This is a genomic window from Aureimonas mangrovi (assembly GCF_014058705.1).
Lineage (GTDB): Bacteria > Pseudomonadota > Alphaproteobacteria > Rhizobiales > Rhizobiaceae > Aureimonas > Aureimonas mangrovi.
On the sequence record NZ_CP059692.1, the window covers coordinates 1706923 to 1722984 of the forward strand.

The 16062-nt window shown below is 64.9% G+C and carries 17 protein-coding genes; 11 read left to right on the plus strand and 6 right to left on the minus strand.

The window, feature by feature from the left end; all coding sequences use genetic code 11:
- Positions 1 to 400 precede the first annotated feature (400 nt).
- From H1343_RS08015 to H1343_RS08025, 3 genes are read left to right on the plus strand one after another with little or no spacing between them, the layout of a single operon-like run.
- Positions 401 to 1195 carry an ABC transporter permease gene (locus H1343_RS08015; RefSeq protein WP_185985346.1) on the plus strand — a complete coding sequence of 265 codons (795 nt, stop codon included), beginning with the start codon at positions 401 to 403 and terminating at the stop codon, positions 1193 to 1195.
- Positions 1185 to 2513 (plus strand): ABC transporter ATP-binding protein, encoded by a 1329-nt coding sequence (locus tag H1343_RS08020; protein ID WP_185985347.1) that lies wholly within the window; start codon positions 1185 to 1187, stop codon positions 2511 to 2513. The genes H1343_RS08015 and H1343_RS08020 overlap by 11 nt, the downstream gene beginning before the upstream one ends.
- A complete protein-coding gene (locus H1343_RS08025; protein ID WP_185985348.1) occupies positions 2510 to 3733 on the plus strand; it encodes a class I SAM-dependent methyltransferase in 1224 nt (407 codons plus the stop codon). The genes H1343_RS08020 and H1343_RS08025 overlap by 4 nt, the downstream gene beginning before the upstream one ends.
- Before the next feature lie 13 nt (positions 3734 to 3746).
- Here the strand turns inward: H1343_RS08025 and H1343_RS08030 are convergent, their stop codons facing one another.
- A complete protein-coding gene (locus H1343_RS08030; RefSeq protein ID WP_185985349.1) occupies positions 3747 to 4916 on the minus strand; it encodes an acetyl-CoA acetyltransferase in 1170 nt (389 codons plus the stop codon).
- Positions 4917 to 5036: 120 nt separating this feature from the next.
- On the opposite strand from H1343_RS08030, the gene H1343_RS08035 reads away from it, so the two are divergent.
- The 6 genes from H1343_RS08035 to H1343_RS08060 all read left to right on the plus strand — a co-directional run bounded on the left by H1343_RS08035 (position 5037) and on the right by H1343_RS08060 (position 9244).
- The gene (locus H1343_RS08035) at positions 5037 to 5225 is read left to right on the plus strand and encodes a hypothetical protein (protein ID WP_210270092.1); all 189 of its coding nucleotides are present in this window, start codon (positions 5037 to 5039) and stop codon (positions 5223 to 5225) included.
- A gap of 415 nt (positions 5226 to 5640) precedes the next feature.
- Complete coding sequence (locus H1343_RS08040; protein ID WP_185985351.1) at positions 5641 to 5946, plus strand: hypothetical protein; 306 nt, start codon at positions 5641 to 5643, stop codon at positions 5944 to 5946.
- 73 nt (positions 5947 to 6019) lie between these two features.
- Positions 6020 to 6463, plus strand: coding sequence for a (2Fe-2S)-binding protein (locus H1343_RS08045; protein WP_185985352.1), 444 nt, complete (start codon positions 6020 to 6022; stop codon positions 6461 to 6463).
- Positions 6464 to 6510: 47 nt separating this feature from the next.
- Complete coding sequence (locus tag H1343_RS08050) at positions 6511 to 6924, plus strand: DoxX family protein (RefSeq protein ID WP_185985353.1); 414 nt, start codon at positions 6511 to 6513, stop codon at positions 6922 to 6924.
- 89 nt (positions 6925 to 7013) lie between these two features.
- Positions 7014 to 7733 (plus strand): response regulator, encoded by a 720-nt coding sequence (locus H1343_RS08055; RefSeq protein ID WP_185985354.1) that lies wholly within the window; start codon positions 7014 to 7016, stop codon positions 7731 to 7733.
- Positions 7733 to 9244 carry an ATP-binding protein gene (locus H1343_RS08060; protein ID WP_246333471.1) on the plus strand — a complete coding sequence of 504 codons (1512 nt, stop codon included), beginning with the start codon at positions 7733 to 7735 and terminating at the stop codon, positions 9242 to 9244. Before H1343_RS08055 ends, H1343_RS08060 begins: the two co-directional genes overlap by 1 nt.
- Before the next feature lie 52 nt (positions 9245 to 9296).
- On the opposite strand, the gene H1343_RS08065 is transcribed toward H1343_RS08060, so the two are convergent.
- Both H1343_RS08065 and H1343_RS08070 read right to left on the minus strand, forming a co-directional pair.
- A complete protein-coding gene (locus H1343_RS08065) occupies positions 9297 to 10475 on the minus strand; it encodes an acyl-CoA dehydrogenase (RefSeq protein WP_246333573.1) in 1179 nt (392 codons plus the stop codon).
- A gap of 327 nt (positions 10476 to 10802) precedes the next feature.
- Positions 10803 to 11399: a DUF922 domain-containing protein gene (locus H1343_RS08070; protein ID WP_185985356.1), complete on the minus strand. Its 597-nt coding sequence runs from the start codon at positions 11397 to 11399 to the stop codon at positions 10803 to 10805.
- A gap of 130 nt (positions 11400 to 11529) precedes the next feature.
- On the opposite strand from H1343_RS08070, the gene folP reads away from it, so the two are divergent.
- Both folP and folK read left to right on the plus strand, forming a co-directional pair.
- Positions 11530 to 12396, plus strand: coding sequence for a dihydropteroate synthase (gene folP, locus H1343_RS08075; protein ID WP_185985357.1), 867 nt, complete (start codon positions 11530 to 11532; stop codon positions 12394 to 12396).
- The gene (gene folK / locus H1343_RS08080) at positions 12393 to 12893 is read left to right on the plus strand and encodes a 2-amino-4-hydroxy-6-hydroxymethyldihydropteridine diphosphokinase (protein ID WP_281374796.1); all 501 of its coding nucleotides are present in this window, start codon (positions 12393 to 12395) and stop codon (positions 12891 to 12893) included. Before folP ends, folK begins: the two co-directional genes overlap by 4 nt.
- A gap of 11 nt (positions 12894 to 12904) precedes the next feature.
- On the opposite strand, the gene H1343_RS08085 is transcribed toward folK, so the two are convergent.
- The 3 genes from H1343_RS08085 to H1343_RS08095 are packed head-to-tail and all read right to left on the minus strand — an operon-like array spanning position 12905 to position 16042.
- Positions 12905 to 13435 carry a hypothetical protein gene (locus tag H1343_RS08085; RefSeq protein ID WP_185985358.1) on the minus strand — a complete coding sequence of 177 codons (531 nt, stop codon included), beginning with the start codon at positions 13433 to 13435 and terminating at the stop codon, positions 12905 to 12907.
- Between the two features lie 55 nt (positions 13436 to 13490).
- Positions 13491 to 14591: a YcjF family protein gene (locus H1343_RS08090; RefSeq protein WP_185985359.1), complete on the minus strand. Its 1101-nt coding sequence runs from the start codon at positions 14589 to 14591 to the stop codon at positions 13491 to 13493.
- Positions 14588 to 16042, minus strand: a complete 1455-nt coding sequence (locus tag H1343_RS08095; RefSeq protein WP_185985360.1) for a YcjX family GTP-binding protein — start codon at positions 16040 to 16042, stop codon at positions 14588 to 14590. The genes H1343_RS08090 and H1343_RS08095 overlap by 4 nt, the downstream gene beginning before the upstream one ends.
- Positions 16043 to 16062 lie beyond the last annotated feature (20 nt).

A 16062-nucleotide genomic window follows, 5' to 3' on the forward strand; every position in this document is an offset into this window, starting at 1 on the left:
CGCCTCTTGCCTTCTATGTCGAATTTGAGCGAGGGTCGCGGAGAGCGCTTAAACCCAACGCGGGCATCACAAAGCTGCGTCGAAGCCGGCCCTTTGAGACCACGCGCCGTGCGTGTTCCGATATGTCGGTTTTTGGTCACGATGTTGCATTCGAGCAACGCGGCGCTCCGTTAATCGGCATCTTCGCCTAGACGTGGAGGAGCAAAAAAGAGCGAGGAAGCCATATCCGAAACGGTGGCTTTCCATATTTTGACCATCCGGATCGTGATCGGAGAGGCTGGGAATCTGCAGCGCGCCGATGATTCGCCGTCGGGGCGAACGCCTCGGCGGGCTCCGCTGGCTTGTAAGGTTAGAGCCGCTCCAATAACAACGGCGCTCCTCGTTTGCTGAACGGACGTGAATGACGACTTTACTTCAAAACGCGCCGCTGACGCTCAAGCTGGCGCGGCGCGAGTTCGATCAGCGATTTCGGGGATCCATGCTCGGCTGGTTCTGGGCGCTGATTGCTCCGCTCGCCATGCTCGCGGTGTTCTCGCTCGTCTTCGGGGTGATCTTCCAGTCGCGCTGGCAGCGGCCGGGCACCGAGATGCAGGCGGAATTCGCCTTTCCGCTGCTCCTTTTCTCCGGGCTCATCCTCTTCAATTTCTTCGCTGACCAGTTCAACCGTGCGCCGACGCTGATGATGGAGAACGTCTCCTACATCAAGAAGGTGGTGTTCCCGCTGGAGATCATGCCGATCGTCAGCATGCTGACGGCGCTCGCGACGGCCGCGATCTCGTTCATCGCCTTCCTCGTGATCTACGTGATCATGCATGGGGTTCCGCCCCTGACCATCCTGCTGCTTCCGTTCGCGGTTCTTCCGCTGGCTCTTCTCAGCCTCGGAATCAGTTACTTCCTGTCCTCGCTCGGGGTCTTCCTGCGGGATCTGAAACACGTCACGCCGCCCCTTTCGACGGCGCTCTTGTTCCTCTCGGCCGTATTCTACCAGCCGGAGAACCTGCCCAAGCCCTACGACGCTATCGTCTGGATGAATCCGCTCACGCCCGCAGTCACGTACATGCGCGATCTGGTGTTCTGGGGGCGGTTGCCGGACCCCTTCGCCTACATCGCCTATCTCCTTTTCTCGATGATCGTGTTCATGCTCGGTTTTGCCTGGTTCAAGCGCACGCAAAAGGCCTTCGCCGATGTCATCTGAAGCCGTGATAGAGGCGAAGGGGCTGGGCAAGGCCTATCTCATCTACGCCAAACCTCAGGATCGCCTGAAGCAGATGATCTTCCGCTCGCGTCGGTTCTTCACCGAATACTGGGCTGTGCAGAACGTCGATCTGTCCATCTCGCGCGGCGAAACGGTGGCGATCGTCGGCCGCAACGGATCCGGCAAGTCGACGCTCCTTCAGATGATTGCCGGCACGCTCCAGCCGAATTCGGGAGCCCTCCGCGTGGAAGGCCGGGTCGCGCCGCTGCTCGAACTCGGCGCCGGCTTCAATCCCGAGTTCACCGGGCGCGAGAACATCCGCCTGTCAGCCGCGATCCTCGGCCTTTCCGGCGAGCAGATCGCGGCCCGCGAGCCGGACATCATCGCCTTCGCCGGCATCGGAGACTTCGTCGACCAGCCGGTGAAGACCTTCTCGTCGGGCATGTATGCACGCCTCGCCTTCGCGGTCGCCGCCCATGTCGATGCCGACATCCTGATCGTCGACGAGATTCTGGCTGTCGGCGACGCTGCCTTCACCCAGAAATGCATGCGCTACATTCACGATTTCAAGAAGCGGGGGACGATCCTGTTCGTCTCGCACGACACGGGTTCGGTGAACGCCTTGTGCGACCGCGCGATCTGGATGGAGAACGGCCAGGTGCGGGCCGAGGGAGAGGCGCGCGACATCACGCTGGCCTATCAGGCCGCACTCCACGGGGAGGCGGACGGCCAGACCTTCTCGATCGAAGGGCGGCGCCGTGACGCGCCGCGCCAGCGCCAGGACGTGCGGCATGAGCTGATCAGTTCATCCGTGAAGCGCAACGACATCGAAGTCTTCGAATTCGATGCGCGAACGCCGTCATACGGGGCTGGGGGCGGACGCGTCGTCGACGTGACCCTGAGTTCCCTCGACGGGAGCAGCGGCGTGCTCGAGGGCGGCGCGGAGGTCCAACTGACGGTGGAGGCAGTAGCGGATCAAGCGATGTTCAGCCCGATCGTTGGCTTCTTCGTGCGCGATCGCCTCGGCCAGAACCTCTTTGGTGACAATACCTATATCACGAACGCGCGCGCGCCACTCTCCCTCGAGGCGGGCGAGAGTTGCCGCGCTCGCTTCGTTTTCCGGCTGCCTTATCTGCCTGATGGCGATTATTCGGTCACTGTCGCCTTTGCCGCTGGCACCCAGGCCGAGCACGTTCAGCATCACTGGATTGACGAAGCGCTGACTTTCCGCGCCGTCGGCGGCGCTCACCAACAAGGATTGCTTGGTATCCCCATGCACGACATCGAGATCATGGCCACGGGAGGTCGCGCCGCGTGAATTTCGCCACCAGGGCAGCCTTCATGAAACCTCGACGGATCGTCGAGCCCGGACCCTGGATTGGGCTCGTTCCATTCGCGTTCTGGCTCGTTGAGGCCGCTCGTCCGCGCACGATCGTGGAACTGGGTACACATACCGGCAATTCTTTCTGCGCGTTTCTCCAGGCGGCGGAGGCTGAGGGCCTCGATACGAAGGTTTTTGCCGTCGACCACTGGATGGGTGACGAGCATTCGGGGCATTACGGCGACGACGTGTATACGGAACTTCAAGCCTACGTAGACGCGGTCTACCCAGGTCGAGCGACGATGATCCGTTCATCTTTCGATGACGCGCTCGACGGCTTCGAGAACGGAAGCATCGACATCCTGCACATCGACGGCATGCACACTTACGATGCCGTTCGGAAGGATTTTGACAGCTGGCTTCCGAAGGTGGCGCCGAACGGCCTCGTGCTCCTTCATGATACGGCCGTCAGGGCTCGCGACTTCGGCGTCTGGAAACTGCTCGAGGAAGTATCGGCAGATCACCGGACGGCGCAGCTTCACAACTCCCACGGGCTCGGGATCGTCGCACTTGGAGAACAGCCGGCGCCGATTTCCGCTCTCCTTGACGGAAGTCGGGACCAGGCCGGTCTTTCATCGGACGAGGTCTTCGCGCCGCTCGGCGACGCCGTGATGGATGCGTTTCATCTGACGAAGTTTCTTGCCTACTCCGACCCCGGAGCGCCGGCGGCTAGCCTCAAACGGTCGCTGATGGAGCACGAGAGTCCGCAAAGCGTTCTCGCCGATATCTTCAGACAGGAAGCCCATCTGCGGTCGACCATCCGTTCGCAATATGTCGAAACAGGCCGGGTCCGGGACCTGCTGATACCTCAAATCCTGGCCACTCCTTTCTTCGTTCCGGCGCATTATGCAAGCCAGCGCGGCAGCGAGGGGATCTCGGCCTGGTCGCTCTGCGACGATTATCTTGTCGAGGGTGAGAGGGAGGGGCACTCGCCTTCGCCGCTTTTCGACCCGGCATACTACCGAAGCTCGAACGCGGATGTCGCGGCTTCGGATTTCGGCATGTTGGAGCATTTCATCCTTCACGGGCTGAGAGAAGGACGACCGCCGCTCCCACCTCAGGGATCGGTCTTCGACGAGGAAACCGGCCAGTGGATTGAAAGGGTGGCCGAACCTGAAGAGGACGGGCAGGTCGCGATCGGGCGCGAGCGGATTTAACCGAACGGCGCGCCTAGCGCGCCCGCTCCAGGATCGACACATAGTTGGCGACGGCAGCGCCGCCCATGTTGAAGACACCAGCACGTGTGGCGCCGTCGATCTGCATGTCGCCGGCATCGCCACAGAGCTGCATCGCCGCCATCACGTGCATCGATACGCCGGTCGCGCCGATCGGGTGGCCCTTCGACTTCAGCCCGCCGGACGGGTTGACCGGCAGGCGGCCGTCCTTGTGCGTCGTTCCCTCCCGCGCCACGCGCCAGCCTTCGCCCGGCGCCGCCAGCCCCATCGCCTCGTATTCGATCATTTCGGCGATGGTGAAGCAGTCATGCGTTTCCACAAGGTCGAGATCGTAGAGGTCGAGGCCGGATGCCTCAAGCGCGGCCGCCCAGGCGCGGCGTGCCCCATCGAAGGCGATCGGGTCGCGGCGCGATAGGGCCAGCACGTCGTTGGCTTGCGAGCGCGCACGGAAGGCCACGGCCCGGTTCAGCGTCGCGGCCGTCTCGGCATCTGCCAGAACGAGCGCGGCCGCGCCATCGGAGATCAGCGAGCAGTCCGTTCGTCGCAGCGGTGCTGCGACGTAAGGATTCTTGTTCGAGACCGTGTTGCAGAACTGCTGCGAGAAATCCTTGCGCATGTGAGCATAGGGATTGGCCAGGCCGTTGCGATGGTTCTTGGAGGCGATCATCGCCAGTTCCTCGGAGCGGTCTCCGTAGCGCTGGAAGTAGCCCTGCGCGATCCGCCCGAACAGGCCGGCAAAACCGCCGTCGACGCCAGCTTCCTCTTCACGGTAGGAAGCCGAAAGGAGGATGTCGCCGGCCCGCGCGGTCGCAACGCCGGTCATCTTCTCGGCGCCGACAACCAGTGCGATGCGTCCCCGGCCTGCCGCGATGAAGTCCATCGCGGCGTGGAGCGCCGCCGAACCCGTCGCGCAGGCGTTCTCCATGCGAACCGCCGGTTTGCGCGCCAGCGCGTCCGCCCCCATGCCGACGAGAGCGCCTTGGAAGTCCTGCCCAGTGAAGCCGTTGTTGAAGACGCCGACGAACAGCGCGTCGACATCTTCCGGCGGTACGCCCGCGTGCTCGAGGGCGGGCAGGGCGACTTCGCCCATCAGCGCCTGCGTGTCCTTCGCCCCGGACTTGCCAAAATGCGAATGCGCCCACCCGACGATCTGCGGCTCGGACATGATCGTTCCTCCCAGAACATACGGCCTGCGGTCCGCTTCAACATATAACATGGGGGATCAAGAGCGACGAATGATGGGAACGAAGTCCGCCGCCATGAATTTGATGCCCGAAGGCGGCATATGATGAACGAACTCCACAGACAAATCCGCAAGCTCGCGACCAACGAGAGCAATCGGCGCACTCTGCGTTCGCAGGCGCAATTTGCCGTGCCGCGCCAGGATGCGCAGGATCGGTTCGCCATACTCCTCCACCGTTTGGATAAGGCTGAAGCCTGCCAGAATGGGGCGGAACTGAACCGCGAGGCCTGAGCCCGACCGCGCGAGGCTTCAAAAGATTCATGTGGTGAAGCGCCCGGGGAGATAGTCGTCAAAGCTGTTATGACACGTCGCCTGCCGGCGGGCGGCAAAGGCGAAGCCGTTGCCGCAGGTATGTTTAGGCGACCGGGGTGTTCCCGTTTTCGGTTCAATAGCGGCTGAACCTGATCGTTGTTGACCAAGGCGCTACGCTGTCGGGTTCGATCTGCTGACGATTTCGGGCGTGTATAACGCTGATGAGCGAGGCGCGTGATGTGCCGCCTTGCGACAATTCGGCAATTGTTTGCAGCAATTTCGTACAATTTCGGACGCCTCGGGCAACGGCGTGCGACAACGCCCTGCCATCCTGTCCTCGTCGAAACAGTGTCGGTCGCTCACAAGCGACGGAGACGGAACCGAGGACAATACGATGACTATGAAGACCCTTCTCATCTTGACCGCTTCGCTTGCCGCGGTTGCGCCTGCTGCTGCCGAGACGACCTACTACGGCACGTCCGAGCGCATGCCAGTCGCTCGCCAGCAGAACAATGCCGATGCCGCCGCTACGGCGCAGTCTGCTTCGAATGACGCGCGTTTGAGCGGCATGAGCGAGGTTCGTTCCTTCGGCTATCCGGGGGCGCTGACGGCGGCCGGCGCGGGCCGTTCGGACACCGCTAACGGCTTCACCGGCACGCGCTGGCGCACCGACGACAACGCCGATGACAACATGGGCTGAGCCTCGCCTCCAGGGGCTGCCGACGACGTCGGCGGCCTCTCCTCCCGCAGGAACACCAGACAAGGAGGTCGCCATGAGCGACGGAGAAATTTTCGATCGCGGCGGGGGCGGCCTCACCTGCGGCACGGAACCGGGCACCAGCGGCGGTGCCACCATCATGACCATTCTCCCGCTGGAACTGCGCGTGACGCGCGCGCGGCCTATAGCGGGGCCCGTATCCGGGCCGATCGTCCGGACAGAATTCACGGTCAATGGCGAGACGTTCACGCTGGATGTTGATGCCCTGGTTTCACTGCTCAACCTCTTGAGTGAAAGGCTCGGCCAGACAGACATGAGGAACGGCGATCCCCGCAGGCGCGAGGCGTGCATCATGCATCTGGACGGCCCCACGGCGGTCTCCTGCCTTGGACTCGCGGCCGAGATCGAGGGGCGCACCGTCACGACCATCGAAGCCGTCGGCCACCGGAGGCGAATTGCAGCCCGTGCAGGTCGCGTTCACCGAGCACGGTGCCCATGATGGGACGAGTGCGCATCCTGAACCCTTCCAGCCAAGGAGTGGCCACGATGAACCCTCTCGCCAGCCTCGCCCCGCAGTTGTTCAGCATCCTGCGGATCGTCACCGCCGCAACCTTCTTCACGCATGGAACGATGAAGATCTTCGCCTGGCCCGCGCCATTCCCGTACCCGATGGGGCTGATGCTCTACACGGCCGGCGTGCTCGAGGTCGTTGGCGGCCTGCTTCTGATGGCAGGGCTCTTCTCGCGCCCGACCGCCTTCCTCATGTCAGGCCTCATGGCTTTCGCCTATTTCATTGGCCATGGTTCGGAAAGTTTCTTTCCGATCCTCAACGGGGGCGAGGCCGCTTTGATGTTCTGTTTTCTGTTTCTTTACGTCGCAGCGGCCGGGCCCGGACCCTGGAGCGTCGATGCGCTCTATTCGAACGGCGAGGAGCCGGAGTCGGCACTTTCACCGCGCTGAAGGATGAGTTCGAACGTACAATTTGTTACATTTTTGCGCGTGGAAGGCGTGGGGCGCTGGCGTAGGATCGCAAGAAAAGGAACGAGCCGATGCCGGACGCAGCGCATGTCGTGGTGGTCGACGATCACAGCGAGATCCGAGATCTCGTTCGACAATATCTCGAACAGCAGGGCTATCGTATCAGCGTGGCCAAGGATGGCGCCGAACTGAAGCGCATTCTCGAGCGCAAGGCGGTCGATCTGATCGTTCTCGATATCATGATGCCGGGAGAGGACGGGATTACGCTCTGCCGACAGATTCGGGCGGCTTCCGAGACGCCGATCATCTTCCTGACCGCCATGTCGGAGGATGCCGACCGGATCGTCGGGCTGGAGCTGGGGGCCGATGATTATTTGGTCAAACCCTTCAACCCACGCGAGCTTCTGGCGCGCATTCGCGCCGTGCTGCGCCGCTCCTCGGCAACGCCGAGCGTTCAAGCCGCGCAGCGCAGCAAGACGGTTCGCATCGGCCAATGGCGGGTGAACATGAGCCAGCAGGAACTGTCCGGCGAGAACGGCATCGGCGTGCCTCTCAGCACCGCGGAATTCCGGCTGCTGAAGGTGCTGATCGAGCGGCCCGGCTCGGTGTTGAGCCGGGAGCAGCTCCTCGACCTGACCGTCGGCCGCACGGCCGACATCTTCGACCGCAGCATCGATAATCAGATATCGCGGCTGCGCAAGAAGATCGAGGAAGACCCGAAGAACCCCTCGATCATCAAGACCCATTGGGGCGGCGGCTATAGTCTCTGCGCGGAAGTGAGCTTCGAATAATGAGCCTTTGGAAGCGCAGCCTCGCGACTCAACTCGTCGCCTTCCTGCTGACGGCGCTCGTCGTCTCGCAGGGGTTGACTTTTCTCATCTACTGGCAGGACCATTCCAAGGCGCTGGACGACGCGGCCAAGAGCGAGTTCTTCAGTCGGGCGCGCACGATGACGCTTCTGATGGAGACGATGCCGGCCCCGTTCCGCGAGCAGGCGCTGCTGGCAAGCGAGACGCGCGATTCGCGATTCTGGGTGACGCGGGAGGACACGCGCGACCCGGCAGCTTGGCGCCAGAGCGCGGTTCAGCAGTTCTCCCGCCCGCTCGAAAATTTCGTGGATCTGGGCCAGTTCTACAACGGTGGCCCCGCCGCGCAGCAATTGCCGGACGCACAGGCGGTCGCGGCCAAGAATGTCGGGGAGGGCTGGGAGGTGCCGTTCCAGAGCCTTTGGGCGTTGCCGCAGCCGGTGCGCTACGCCTATTTCGAGGGCACGCGCGGCTACGGTTTCGTCATCCGCCTCGACGACGGAAGCTGGCTGAACGCCGCCTTCTACTTCCGCGAACCAGGCGGCTGGTGGACCTCGACCTCACTTGCTTCACTGGGACTGACGGCCTTGGTGCTGGCGCTCATCGCCGTCCTCTCGGCCAACCACATTGCCCGCCCGCTGCGGCATCTGGCGCGTTCGGCGGAGGCGCTCGGCCGTGGGGAGAACCTGCCGCCGCTCGTCGAAGAGGGGCCGACCGAGGTCCGGCGTACGGCCGAAGCCTTCAACCTGATGCGGGACCGGCTGCAGCGTTTCGTGCAGGATCGCACCAAGATGCTGGCGGCGATCGGCCATGACCTTCGCACGCCGCTGACGACGCTGCGCCTGCGCGCCGAGTTCGTCGAGGACCGCGAAGTCCAGAGTCGGATGCTCTCCACCATCGACGAGATGCGTGGGATGACAGAGGCTGCCATCGCATTCGCACGCGGCGAAACGGCGGACGAGCCCACGCGGGAAATCCAGCTCGACGCGCTCGTCGCCAGTGTCTGCGACGATCTTCAGGACCTTGGCTACCCGGTTTCATGCGTCGAGGTCGCCGCCGTCAGCCATCGCTGCCGTCCCGACAGCCTGCGACGGGCGCTGAGGAACATCGTCGAGAACGCCGTGCGCTACGGAGGCGAGGCGCGAGTCCGACTGCGGCACACGCCGAGCTTTGTCGAGATCGTCGTGGAGGATAGCGGGCCGGGGATTCCCGAAGCGATGCAGGAGATGGTCTTCGCGCCCTTTTTCCGCCTCGAAAGCTCGCGCAACCGCGATACCGGCGGCATCGGGCTCGGACTTTCCATCGCGCGTTCGGCGGCGCGCCGGCACGGAGGAGATATCGCCTTCGTGAACGGGGCGGGCGGCATGCAGGCGATCATTTCGCTGCCTCGCCAGGCCGAGGCCGCCAGACCTGTGCCGCGCTCGCGCCTGTTTGACCGGCGGAGTGAGGCGCCGGCGGCCCTCGTCCGTCCGGCGCTATCGCGCCGACTGAACTGAGGTCGCACTTGCGCGTCCGGGGCACGACCTCGGTCGATGCGCTGTATGCGGCTCAGCCGAAGGCCTGTATGCCGGTCTGCGCCCTGCCGAGGATAAGGGCGTGGACGTCGTGGGTGCCCTCGTAGGTGTTGACCGTCTCGAGGTTCTGCGAATGCCGGATGACGTGGTACTCGCCCATGATGCCGTTGCCGCCGTGCATGTCGCGCGCCATGCGCGCGATGTCGAGCGCCTTGCCGCAATTGTTGCGCTTGACGAGGCTGATCATCTCCGGCGCGGCCTTGTTCTCGTCGAGGAGGCGGCCGACGCGCAGCGAGCCCTGCAGGCCAAGCGCGATCTCGGTCTGCATGTCGGCGAGCTTCTTCTGAACGAGCTGGGTCGCGGCCAGCGGCTTGCCGAACTGCTTGCGCTCCAGCGTGTAGGCGCGGGCGCGGTGCCAGCAGTCCTCGGCAGCGCCCATCGATCCCCACGAAATGCCGTAGCGCGCCCGGTTGAGGCAACCGAATGGGCCGGACAGGCCGGAGACGTGCGGCAGGACATGCTCCTCGCCGACCTCGACGTTATCCATCACGATCTCGCCGGTGATCGAGGCGCGTAAGCTGAGCTTGCCCTCGACCTTGGGTGCCGACAGGCCCTTCATGCCCTTTTCGAGGACGAAGCCGCGGATCTTGCCGTCATGCGCCTCCGACTTCGCCCAGACGACGAAGACCTCCGCGATCGGGGCGTTGGAGATCCACATCTTGGCGCCGGACAGGCGATAGCCGCCATCGGTCTTGACCGCCTTCGTCACCATGCCTCCGGGATCGGAGCCGGCGTCGGGCTCGGTCAGGCCGAAGCAGCCGATCCACTCTCCGGAGGCGAGCTTGGGCAGGTACTTCCGGCGCTGCTCCTCCGAGCCGTAGGTGTAGATCGGGAACATCACCAGCGAGGACTGGACGCTCATCATCGAGCGGTAGCCGGAATCGACACGCTCGACCGCGCGGGCCGCAAGGCCGTAGGAGACGTAGGAGGCGCCGGCGCAGCCGTATTCCTCCGGCAGCGTCACGCCGAGAAGGCCAAGTTCGCCCATCTCTGCGAAGATCGAGCGGTCGGTCGTCTCGTTCTCATAGGCGTCCATCACGCGCGGTAGGAGCTTTTCCTGCGCATAGGCCGACGCCGTCTCGAAGATCAGTCGCTCATCCTCGGTGAGCTGCTCGTCCAGAAGGAATGGATCGGCCCAGTCGAACCGCGCCATCTTTGGCGCCTCGCCGGGCGCATGGCCGTGGGAGTGCGAATGATCGGAAGCGCGCGCGTGAGACATGGGAGTTTTCCGTCGTTTTCCTGCGTGGCCCATTTTTCGGTGAAATGCGCTGTGCGCGCAAGGACGCCGTAAGGGAGCGGTGGCCTCCGGTTGACGCAGACATCGCGCCCTGCCAGCGTATCGCGAACCCACGAAGTGATCGCTTTCAGGGATCGTGCGCTGGCAATGGTGGAGAGCCATGAGATCCAGTGCGTCGCATAGGCCCGGTCTCGTCCACGGAATGCCGCCGGAAGCGGCTCACCGGATCCCGCCCGTCAACGCTTATTGGCCGCCGTACCGGTTGTCGCGCAGTGCCCGCCGCAGCCGCTGGCTCGCCTCGCGGCCCTCGCGGGTGTCGAAGGCGTTCTGCGCCGCCTCGTGCTTTCGCAGGTATTCGCGCGTTGCCGCATTCACGGCACGCTCCATCGCCGCGCAGTTGCGTCGCGGCTTCAGAACGCGCAGACCGCTTTCCATCCGTGCCAACCATTCCTTGGCGATCTCGGCGTGTTCCTGCTCGTGGCGGCGAATGTCGCGCTCGAGCGTACGCCAGATCAACGCCGTCTCGGCGCTGGCGCGGAACCGCGAACGCCAGCGCGGCAGCGTCATCTCAAGGTCGAGCGAGAGATGCGTCTCATCGACCTTGCACCAGCCATCGCCCGCCTCGTAGGTGACGTGACCGTCGAAGCGCACGCTCGTGGCGCCGGGATGGCGCGAGGCGCCGCCGATCGATGGCCCGCGCTCCTGCAACTGGCGATCCAACTCTTCCAAGGTCGAGCCCTGCACCATGAAGTAGGTCGTGCGCTCGCGTATCTCGGTGGCCGAGGCGGGCAGGGCGCAGGCGAGCGCTGCGAGGACTGCTGTCACGGCAAGACGCGGCATCGACTTCCTTCCGTCTAGCGCTTGCAAGATCGTGACGAGACGCTATCGGGTTGGTTTCGCAAGAGATAGCCCTGGACGGTCAAAGCCTGAGCAATCTTTGGCGCTCGGCATCACGAACGCGGCATTCATCATGCACATTCAATCGTTTCCTACGCGCATCTGGCGCCTTGCACATGGCCGCAGTCTCGAACTCGGCACGAGGACCGCCGTCATGGGTATCTTGAACGTGACGCCCGACAGCTTTTCGGATGGTGGCGCCTATGCCGGCTCGATCGAGGCGGCGGTCGCGCGTGCCGAAGCCATGATGGCGCAAGGGGCGGACATCATCGACATCGGCGGGGAATCGACACGCCCCGGCGCGGTCGCCGTGAGCGCGGCCGAGGAGCAGCGCCGTGTCCTGCCGGTGATCGAGGCACTGGCCAGTATGAAAGACGTGCTGATCTCGGTGGACACCTACCGCGCGGAAACAGCGAACCTCGCGATCCGGGCCGGCGCCCATATCGTCAACGATGTCTGGGGTGCGCAGAGGGAGCCGGATATCGCGAGAGTCGCGGCGGAAACGGGCGCCGGTCTGTGTCTGATGCACACGGGCCGCGAGCGTGAGAAGCAGGCGGACGTCATCAAGGATCAACTCGCTTTTCTGCGGCACTCCCTAGCGATCGTGGCGGAAGCCGGCGTGATGGCGGAGGCGATCGTTCTGGATCCGGGTTTCGGCTTCGCCAAGGATGTGAGCGAGAACGTGGAACTGATGGTCCGCCTGCCTGAACTTCTGGCTCTTGGCCATCCGCTTCTGGTCGGCACGTCCCGCAAGCGTTTCCTGCGCGCGCTCGCAGGTCGCGAGGATCTGTGGCTCGACATTGCGACGGCGACAACGAGCGCCCTCTTACGTGAGCGAGGCGCCTCCATCGTGCGGGTTCACGACGTCGCGGCCAGCCGCGAGGCCTTGTCGGTCATCGATGCGATGCTAAGCGCCCGCGATGGAGGGCAGCCGGCGTGACGACCGGCTATCTCGGCCTCGGCGGCAATATTGGCGATCCGGCCGCGACGATGGCCAAGGCGCTGCGGGCGCTCTCGCGCGACGGTGCGATCCAGATCGCGGCCGTCTCGCGGCTCTACCGAACTCCGCCTTGGGGGAAGCTCGACCAGCCGGCATTCCTGAACGCCTGTGCGCGCATCGAGACCGACCTTTCGCCCGAACCGCTGCTGGAGCGCTGCCTCGCGACCGAACATGCGCTCAAGCGCGAGCGGATCGAGCGCTGGGGGCCACGCACGATCGATATCGACATCCTGCTTCTGGGGACAGCGCGCTTTTCGTCCGCACGGCTCACGCTCCCCCACCCGCGGATCACCGAGCGTGCCTTCGTGCTCATCCCTCTGGCCGAGATCGCGCCCGATCTCGTCGTGGAACGATGGCCGCTCCCGGTCTGGCTAGAGGGGCTCGATACGGCAGGGATCGTGCCGCTCGATGGCGACGCCGGCTGGTGGAAGGATTGAGGCCTCCGGCTTCAGTTCTCGAGCGCCGTCTGGCGCACGGCCGCGCCCTCGCGCTTGAGGTTCATGCCGATCACCGGGACGAGCTCTGAACCGACCTGAACCGATACGGTGACAGCGAGCTGATCCCTTTCGGCGAAACGCGCCACCATCGCCCCGTTGAGTTGCTTGCGGTCGAGCGCGAAGACCATGCGGTCACCTTCGAGTGCGCCCGAGGTTACGTCGAGGCCGGCGCCGCTCGCACCGTCTAGGAAGGCGCCGACGAGTCGGCCGTCCTGGCGGGTGATCTTCGCCGTCATGCGCTGGCCGAACAGGCCGACGCGGCACGAGCCGTCAAGCGACATGCCGACCATCTCGGTCGGCCCGCCCGAAAGGTCGCAGACGAATTTGGTGCCTTTATACTTTCCGGCGACGATTTCCCCCGGCCCGACCCATCGCCCGGCAACGCTCTGGAAGAAGGCGGCCTCGGGATCGGCGGCGGCTGGCGCAGCGGCGCCGAGATAGAGAGCGGAAGCTGCGGCGAGGGCGGCGACTGAGCGGATCATGGACGAGCTTTCCGATCGGGGAGGCGAGGGGCCGAGCCGCCCGCCGACCAACACACTATCGCTCGTGAGGGTTAACCGATTCTTGCGATGGTGCGCGGGCGGCCTTGCCACCATCTCCCTGCGACGCTGCCAAGCGCGTGAGATCGCTCACGAAATCTCCCGCGGTCGGGCGCTTGACCGCAAGGAACGGCATCGGTCGGCACAGGTCCATCGCCGCGATGCCGACGCGCGCTGTCAGGAGGCCATTGACCACGCCTTCGCCGAGTTTGGCGGACAGGCGCGAGGCAAGGCCGTGGCCGATGACCTGCTGCACGAGACCGTCGCCGATCGCGATCGAGCCGGTGACGGCGAGGTGCGCCAGAACGTCGCGCGTCAGCCGGATGAGGCCCACGGTGCCAGGTCTTGCGCCGTAGAGTTCCGAGATGCGTCGGATGAGCCGCACGGTCTCGAACAGAACGAAAATCAGATCCACCGCGGCGCGCGGGCTCAGTGCCGTCACGAGCGAGACGCGCTTGGCGGAAGCGAGCACCAACGCGCGGCCCTTCGCATCGAGCGGCAGAAGGAGGTCACGTTCGGCGACGACCATCCTGTCGCGACCGTCCATCACGTCGTCCTTGAGCGCGTCGAACGCTTTCAGGCGCGCGTCGAGCTCGGGCTTGCCTGCGAGGATCGACCGCAAACCGGCGATGGCCGCTGCGGCTTTCTCGTCGCTGTTGGTTTCGAAAGCCTCGGCGCTCGCCCGTCTTTCGGCCTCCACCGCGCGCAGGCGAAACAGCGCCAGCATTTCGCGCCCGACCAGCCCGAGGACGCTGATGACGAGCAGGACGGTGGCGGCGAGCGCCACCCAGCCCAGCCATTCCGCACGCTGGAAGAGGTCGCGGATGAGGCTGTCGATCGCAAGGCCGATGCCGAGCGAGACGAGGGCACCGGCCGCTGCCATGAAGATGCCGCCGAAGGTCCAGCCACGCCGCTTCGGCCTGCGGCGCGCTGGTGCGGCGTCGAGCTCTTCCAACGCCTCGCGCTCCAGCGCGTCGTCTGGCTCGATGGCGACGCGTTCCAGTTCGCCGATGGCACGCGGTGCGCGCGAGAGTGGGGGGGCGGCTGCCGCAGGCTGGGCGCTGGGGAAAGCGCGTGGGGCTCTCGGCTCGTCGCTCATGCCAGCCGGTCTCCGATCAGGAACTGCATGGCACGGTCGAGCCGGATGTGCGGCAGGGACAAGGTCAGACCTTCCGCTGTGCGTTCGAGGCGCGGCGGCCGGAAGCGAACGAAATTGATGGGTACGGCGTCGTTCGCCTCACCGGAACGCTTGAAGAGCTCTCCGGGATCGTCCGGCAGGTCTCCGGGGAAGATCGCGGTCTCCGCAATGCCGTCGAAGGTCTCGCCGCCGATCCTCTCGCCGGCCATCGGCGTTCCGACGATGACCGGCAGGCGCTCGCCCTTGTCCTCGACGCTCGCCTCGCGCGTCGCGCGCACGGCCGCCATTGCCACGACATCGACGTCCGCCCCCGAGAACTCCGCGCGGCGCACGGCGTCGTCCACCAGCCGGCGCACGATCGCCTCGAGCTTGCGATGGCTCTCGCGATGAAGATGGTCGGCCTTCGTCGCAGCCACGAGGATGCGGTCGATGCGCCGTGAGAGCAGGCTGCCGAGCCAGCTCGCGCGGCCCGGGCGAAAGCAGGTGAGAATGTCGGCGAGGGCGGTTTCGAGGTCTCGCACGGCTTCCGGGCCGGCATTGATCGCCTGCATGGCGTCGACCAGCAGAATCTGTCGGTCGAGCCGGGCGAAATGGTCGCGGAAGAAGGGCTTCACCACGACCGATTTGTAAGCCTCGTAACGACGCGCGTGAACGGCGGCAAAGCTGCCTTTCACAGCCAGCGCTTCCTTCGATGCAGCGAGCGGAGCGAAGGTCAGCGCCGGCGAGCCCTCCAGGTCTCCTGGCATCAGGAAGCGGCCCGGGGGCAGGGTAGAAAGGGCTGTCGTGTCCTCGCGTCCGCGCCGCAGATATTCGGTGAAGGTCGCGGCAAGGCGCTGGCTCGTCGGCTCGTCGGCGGGCGCCGCAGGATCGACAGATCCGAGCGCTGCAAGGAAATCGCCCGCGATCGCGGCACGGGCTGGCAAGCGTGCGCGTTCGATGGCCTCGGCGCTGAAGGCGGCGAAATCCTTATCGAGAAGCGGCAGGTCGAGAAGCCATTCGCCGGGATAGTCGACGATGTCGAGCGAGATGCGCCCGGCCGAGAAGAGCCGCGACCAGCCCGATGCCGAATCGAACTCGATGGTCAGCCTCAGTTCGGAGATGGCACGCGTGGAGGCGGGCCAGAGCCGCTCCTCCACCATCTTGCGCACGTGATCCTCATACTGGAAACGCGGAACGGCGTCGTCCGGCTGTTCCTCCAGATAGGTCCGGGTGATTCGTCCGCCGGCCTGCGCGGCGAAAAGCGGAAGGCGCCCGCCGTGCAGAAGATTGTGGACGAGCGCGGTGATGAAGACCGTCTTGCCGGCGCGCGAGAGCCCGGCGACACCGAGACGGAGCGTCGGATGCAGAATTCCGGTCGCGCGATCGGTCAGATTGTCGAGGGCGATGCGGGCTTCGTCGGCAAGGGATGTCATGAGCCCGTCGCGGTCTCCGA

Coding starts and splice junctions, on each gene's coding strand:
- H1343_RS08015 (WP_185985346.1), top strand. CDS start 401: ATGACGACTTTACTTCAAAACGCGCCGCTGACGCTCAAGCTGGCGCGG.
- H1343_RS08020 (WP_185985347.1), top strand. CDS start 1,185: ATGTCATCTGAAGCCGTGATAGAGGCGAAGGGGCTGGGCAAGGCCTAT.
- H1343_RS08030 (WP_185985349.1), bottom strand. CDS start 4,916: ATGTCCGAGCCGCAGATCGTCGGGTGGGCGCATTCGCATTTTGGCAAG.
- H1343_RS08035 (WP_210270092.1), top strand. CDS start 5,037: ATGATGAACGAACTCCACAGACAAATCCGCAAGCTCGCGACCAACGAG.
- H1343_RS08040 (WP_185985351.1), top strand. CDS start 5,641: ATGACTATGAAGACCCTTCTCATCTTGACCGCTTCGCTTGCCGCGGTT.
- H1343_RS08045 (WP_185985352.1), top strand. CDS start 6,020: ATGAGCGACGGAGAAATTTTCGATCGCGGCGGGGGCGGCCTCACCTGC.
- H1343_RS08050 (WP_185985353.1), top strand. CDS start 6,511: ATGAACCCTCTCGCCAGCCTCGCCCCGCAGTTGTTCAGCATCCTGCGG.
- H1343_RS08055 (WP_185985354.1), top strand. CDS start 7,014: ATGCCGGACGCAGCGCATGTCGTGGTGGTCGACGATCACAGCGAGATC.
- H1343_RS08060 (WP_246333471.1), top strand. CDS start 7,733: ATGAGCCTTTGGAAGCGCAGCCTCGCGACTCAACTCGTCGCCTTCCTG.
- H1343_RS08065 (WP_246333573.1), bottom strand. CDS start 10,475: ATGGCGCGGTTCGACTGGGCCGATCCATTCCTTCTGGACGAGCAGCTC.
- H1343_RS08070 (WP_185985356.1), bottom strand. CDS start 11,399: ATGCCGCGTCTTGCCGTGACAGCAGTCCTCGCAGCGCTCGCCTGCGCC.
- folP (WP_185985357.1), top strand. CDS start 11,530: ATGCACATTCAATCGTTTCCTACGCGCATCTGGCGCCTTGCACATGGC.
- H1343_RS08085 (WP_185985358.1), bottom strand. CDS start 13,435: ATGATCCGCTCAGTCGCCGCCCTCGCCGCAGCTTCCGCTCTCTATCTC.
- H1343_RS08090 (WP_185985359.1), bottom strand. CDS start 14,591: ATGAGCGACGAGCCGAGAGCCCCACGCGCTTTCCCCAGCGCCCAGCCT.
- H1343_RS08095 (WP_185985360.1), bottom strand. CDS start 16,042: ATGACATCCCTTGCCGACGAAGCCCGCATCGCCCTCGACAATCTGACC.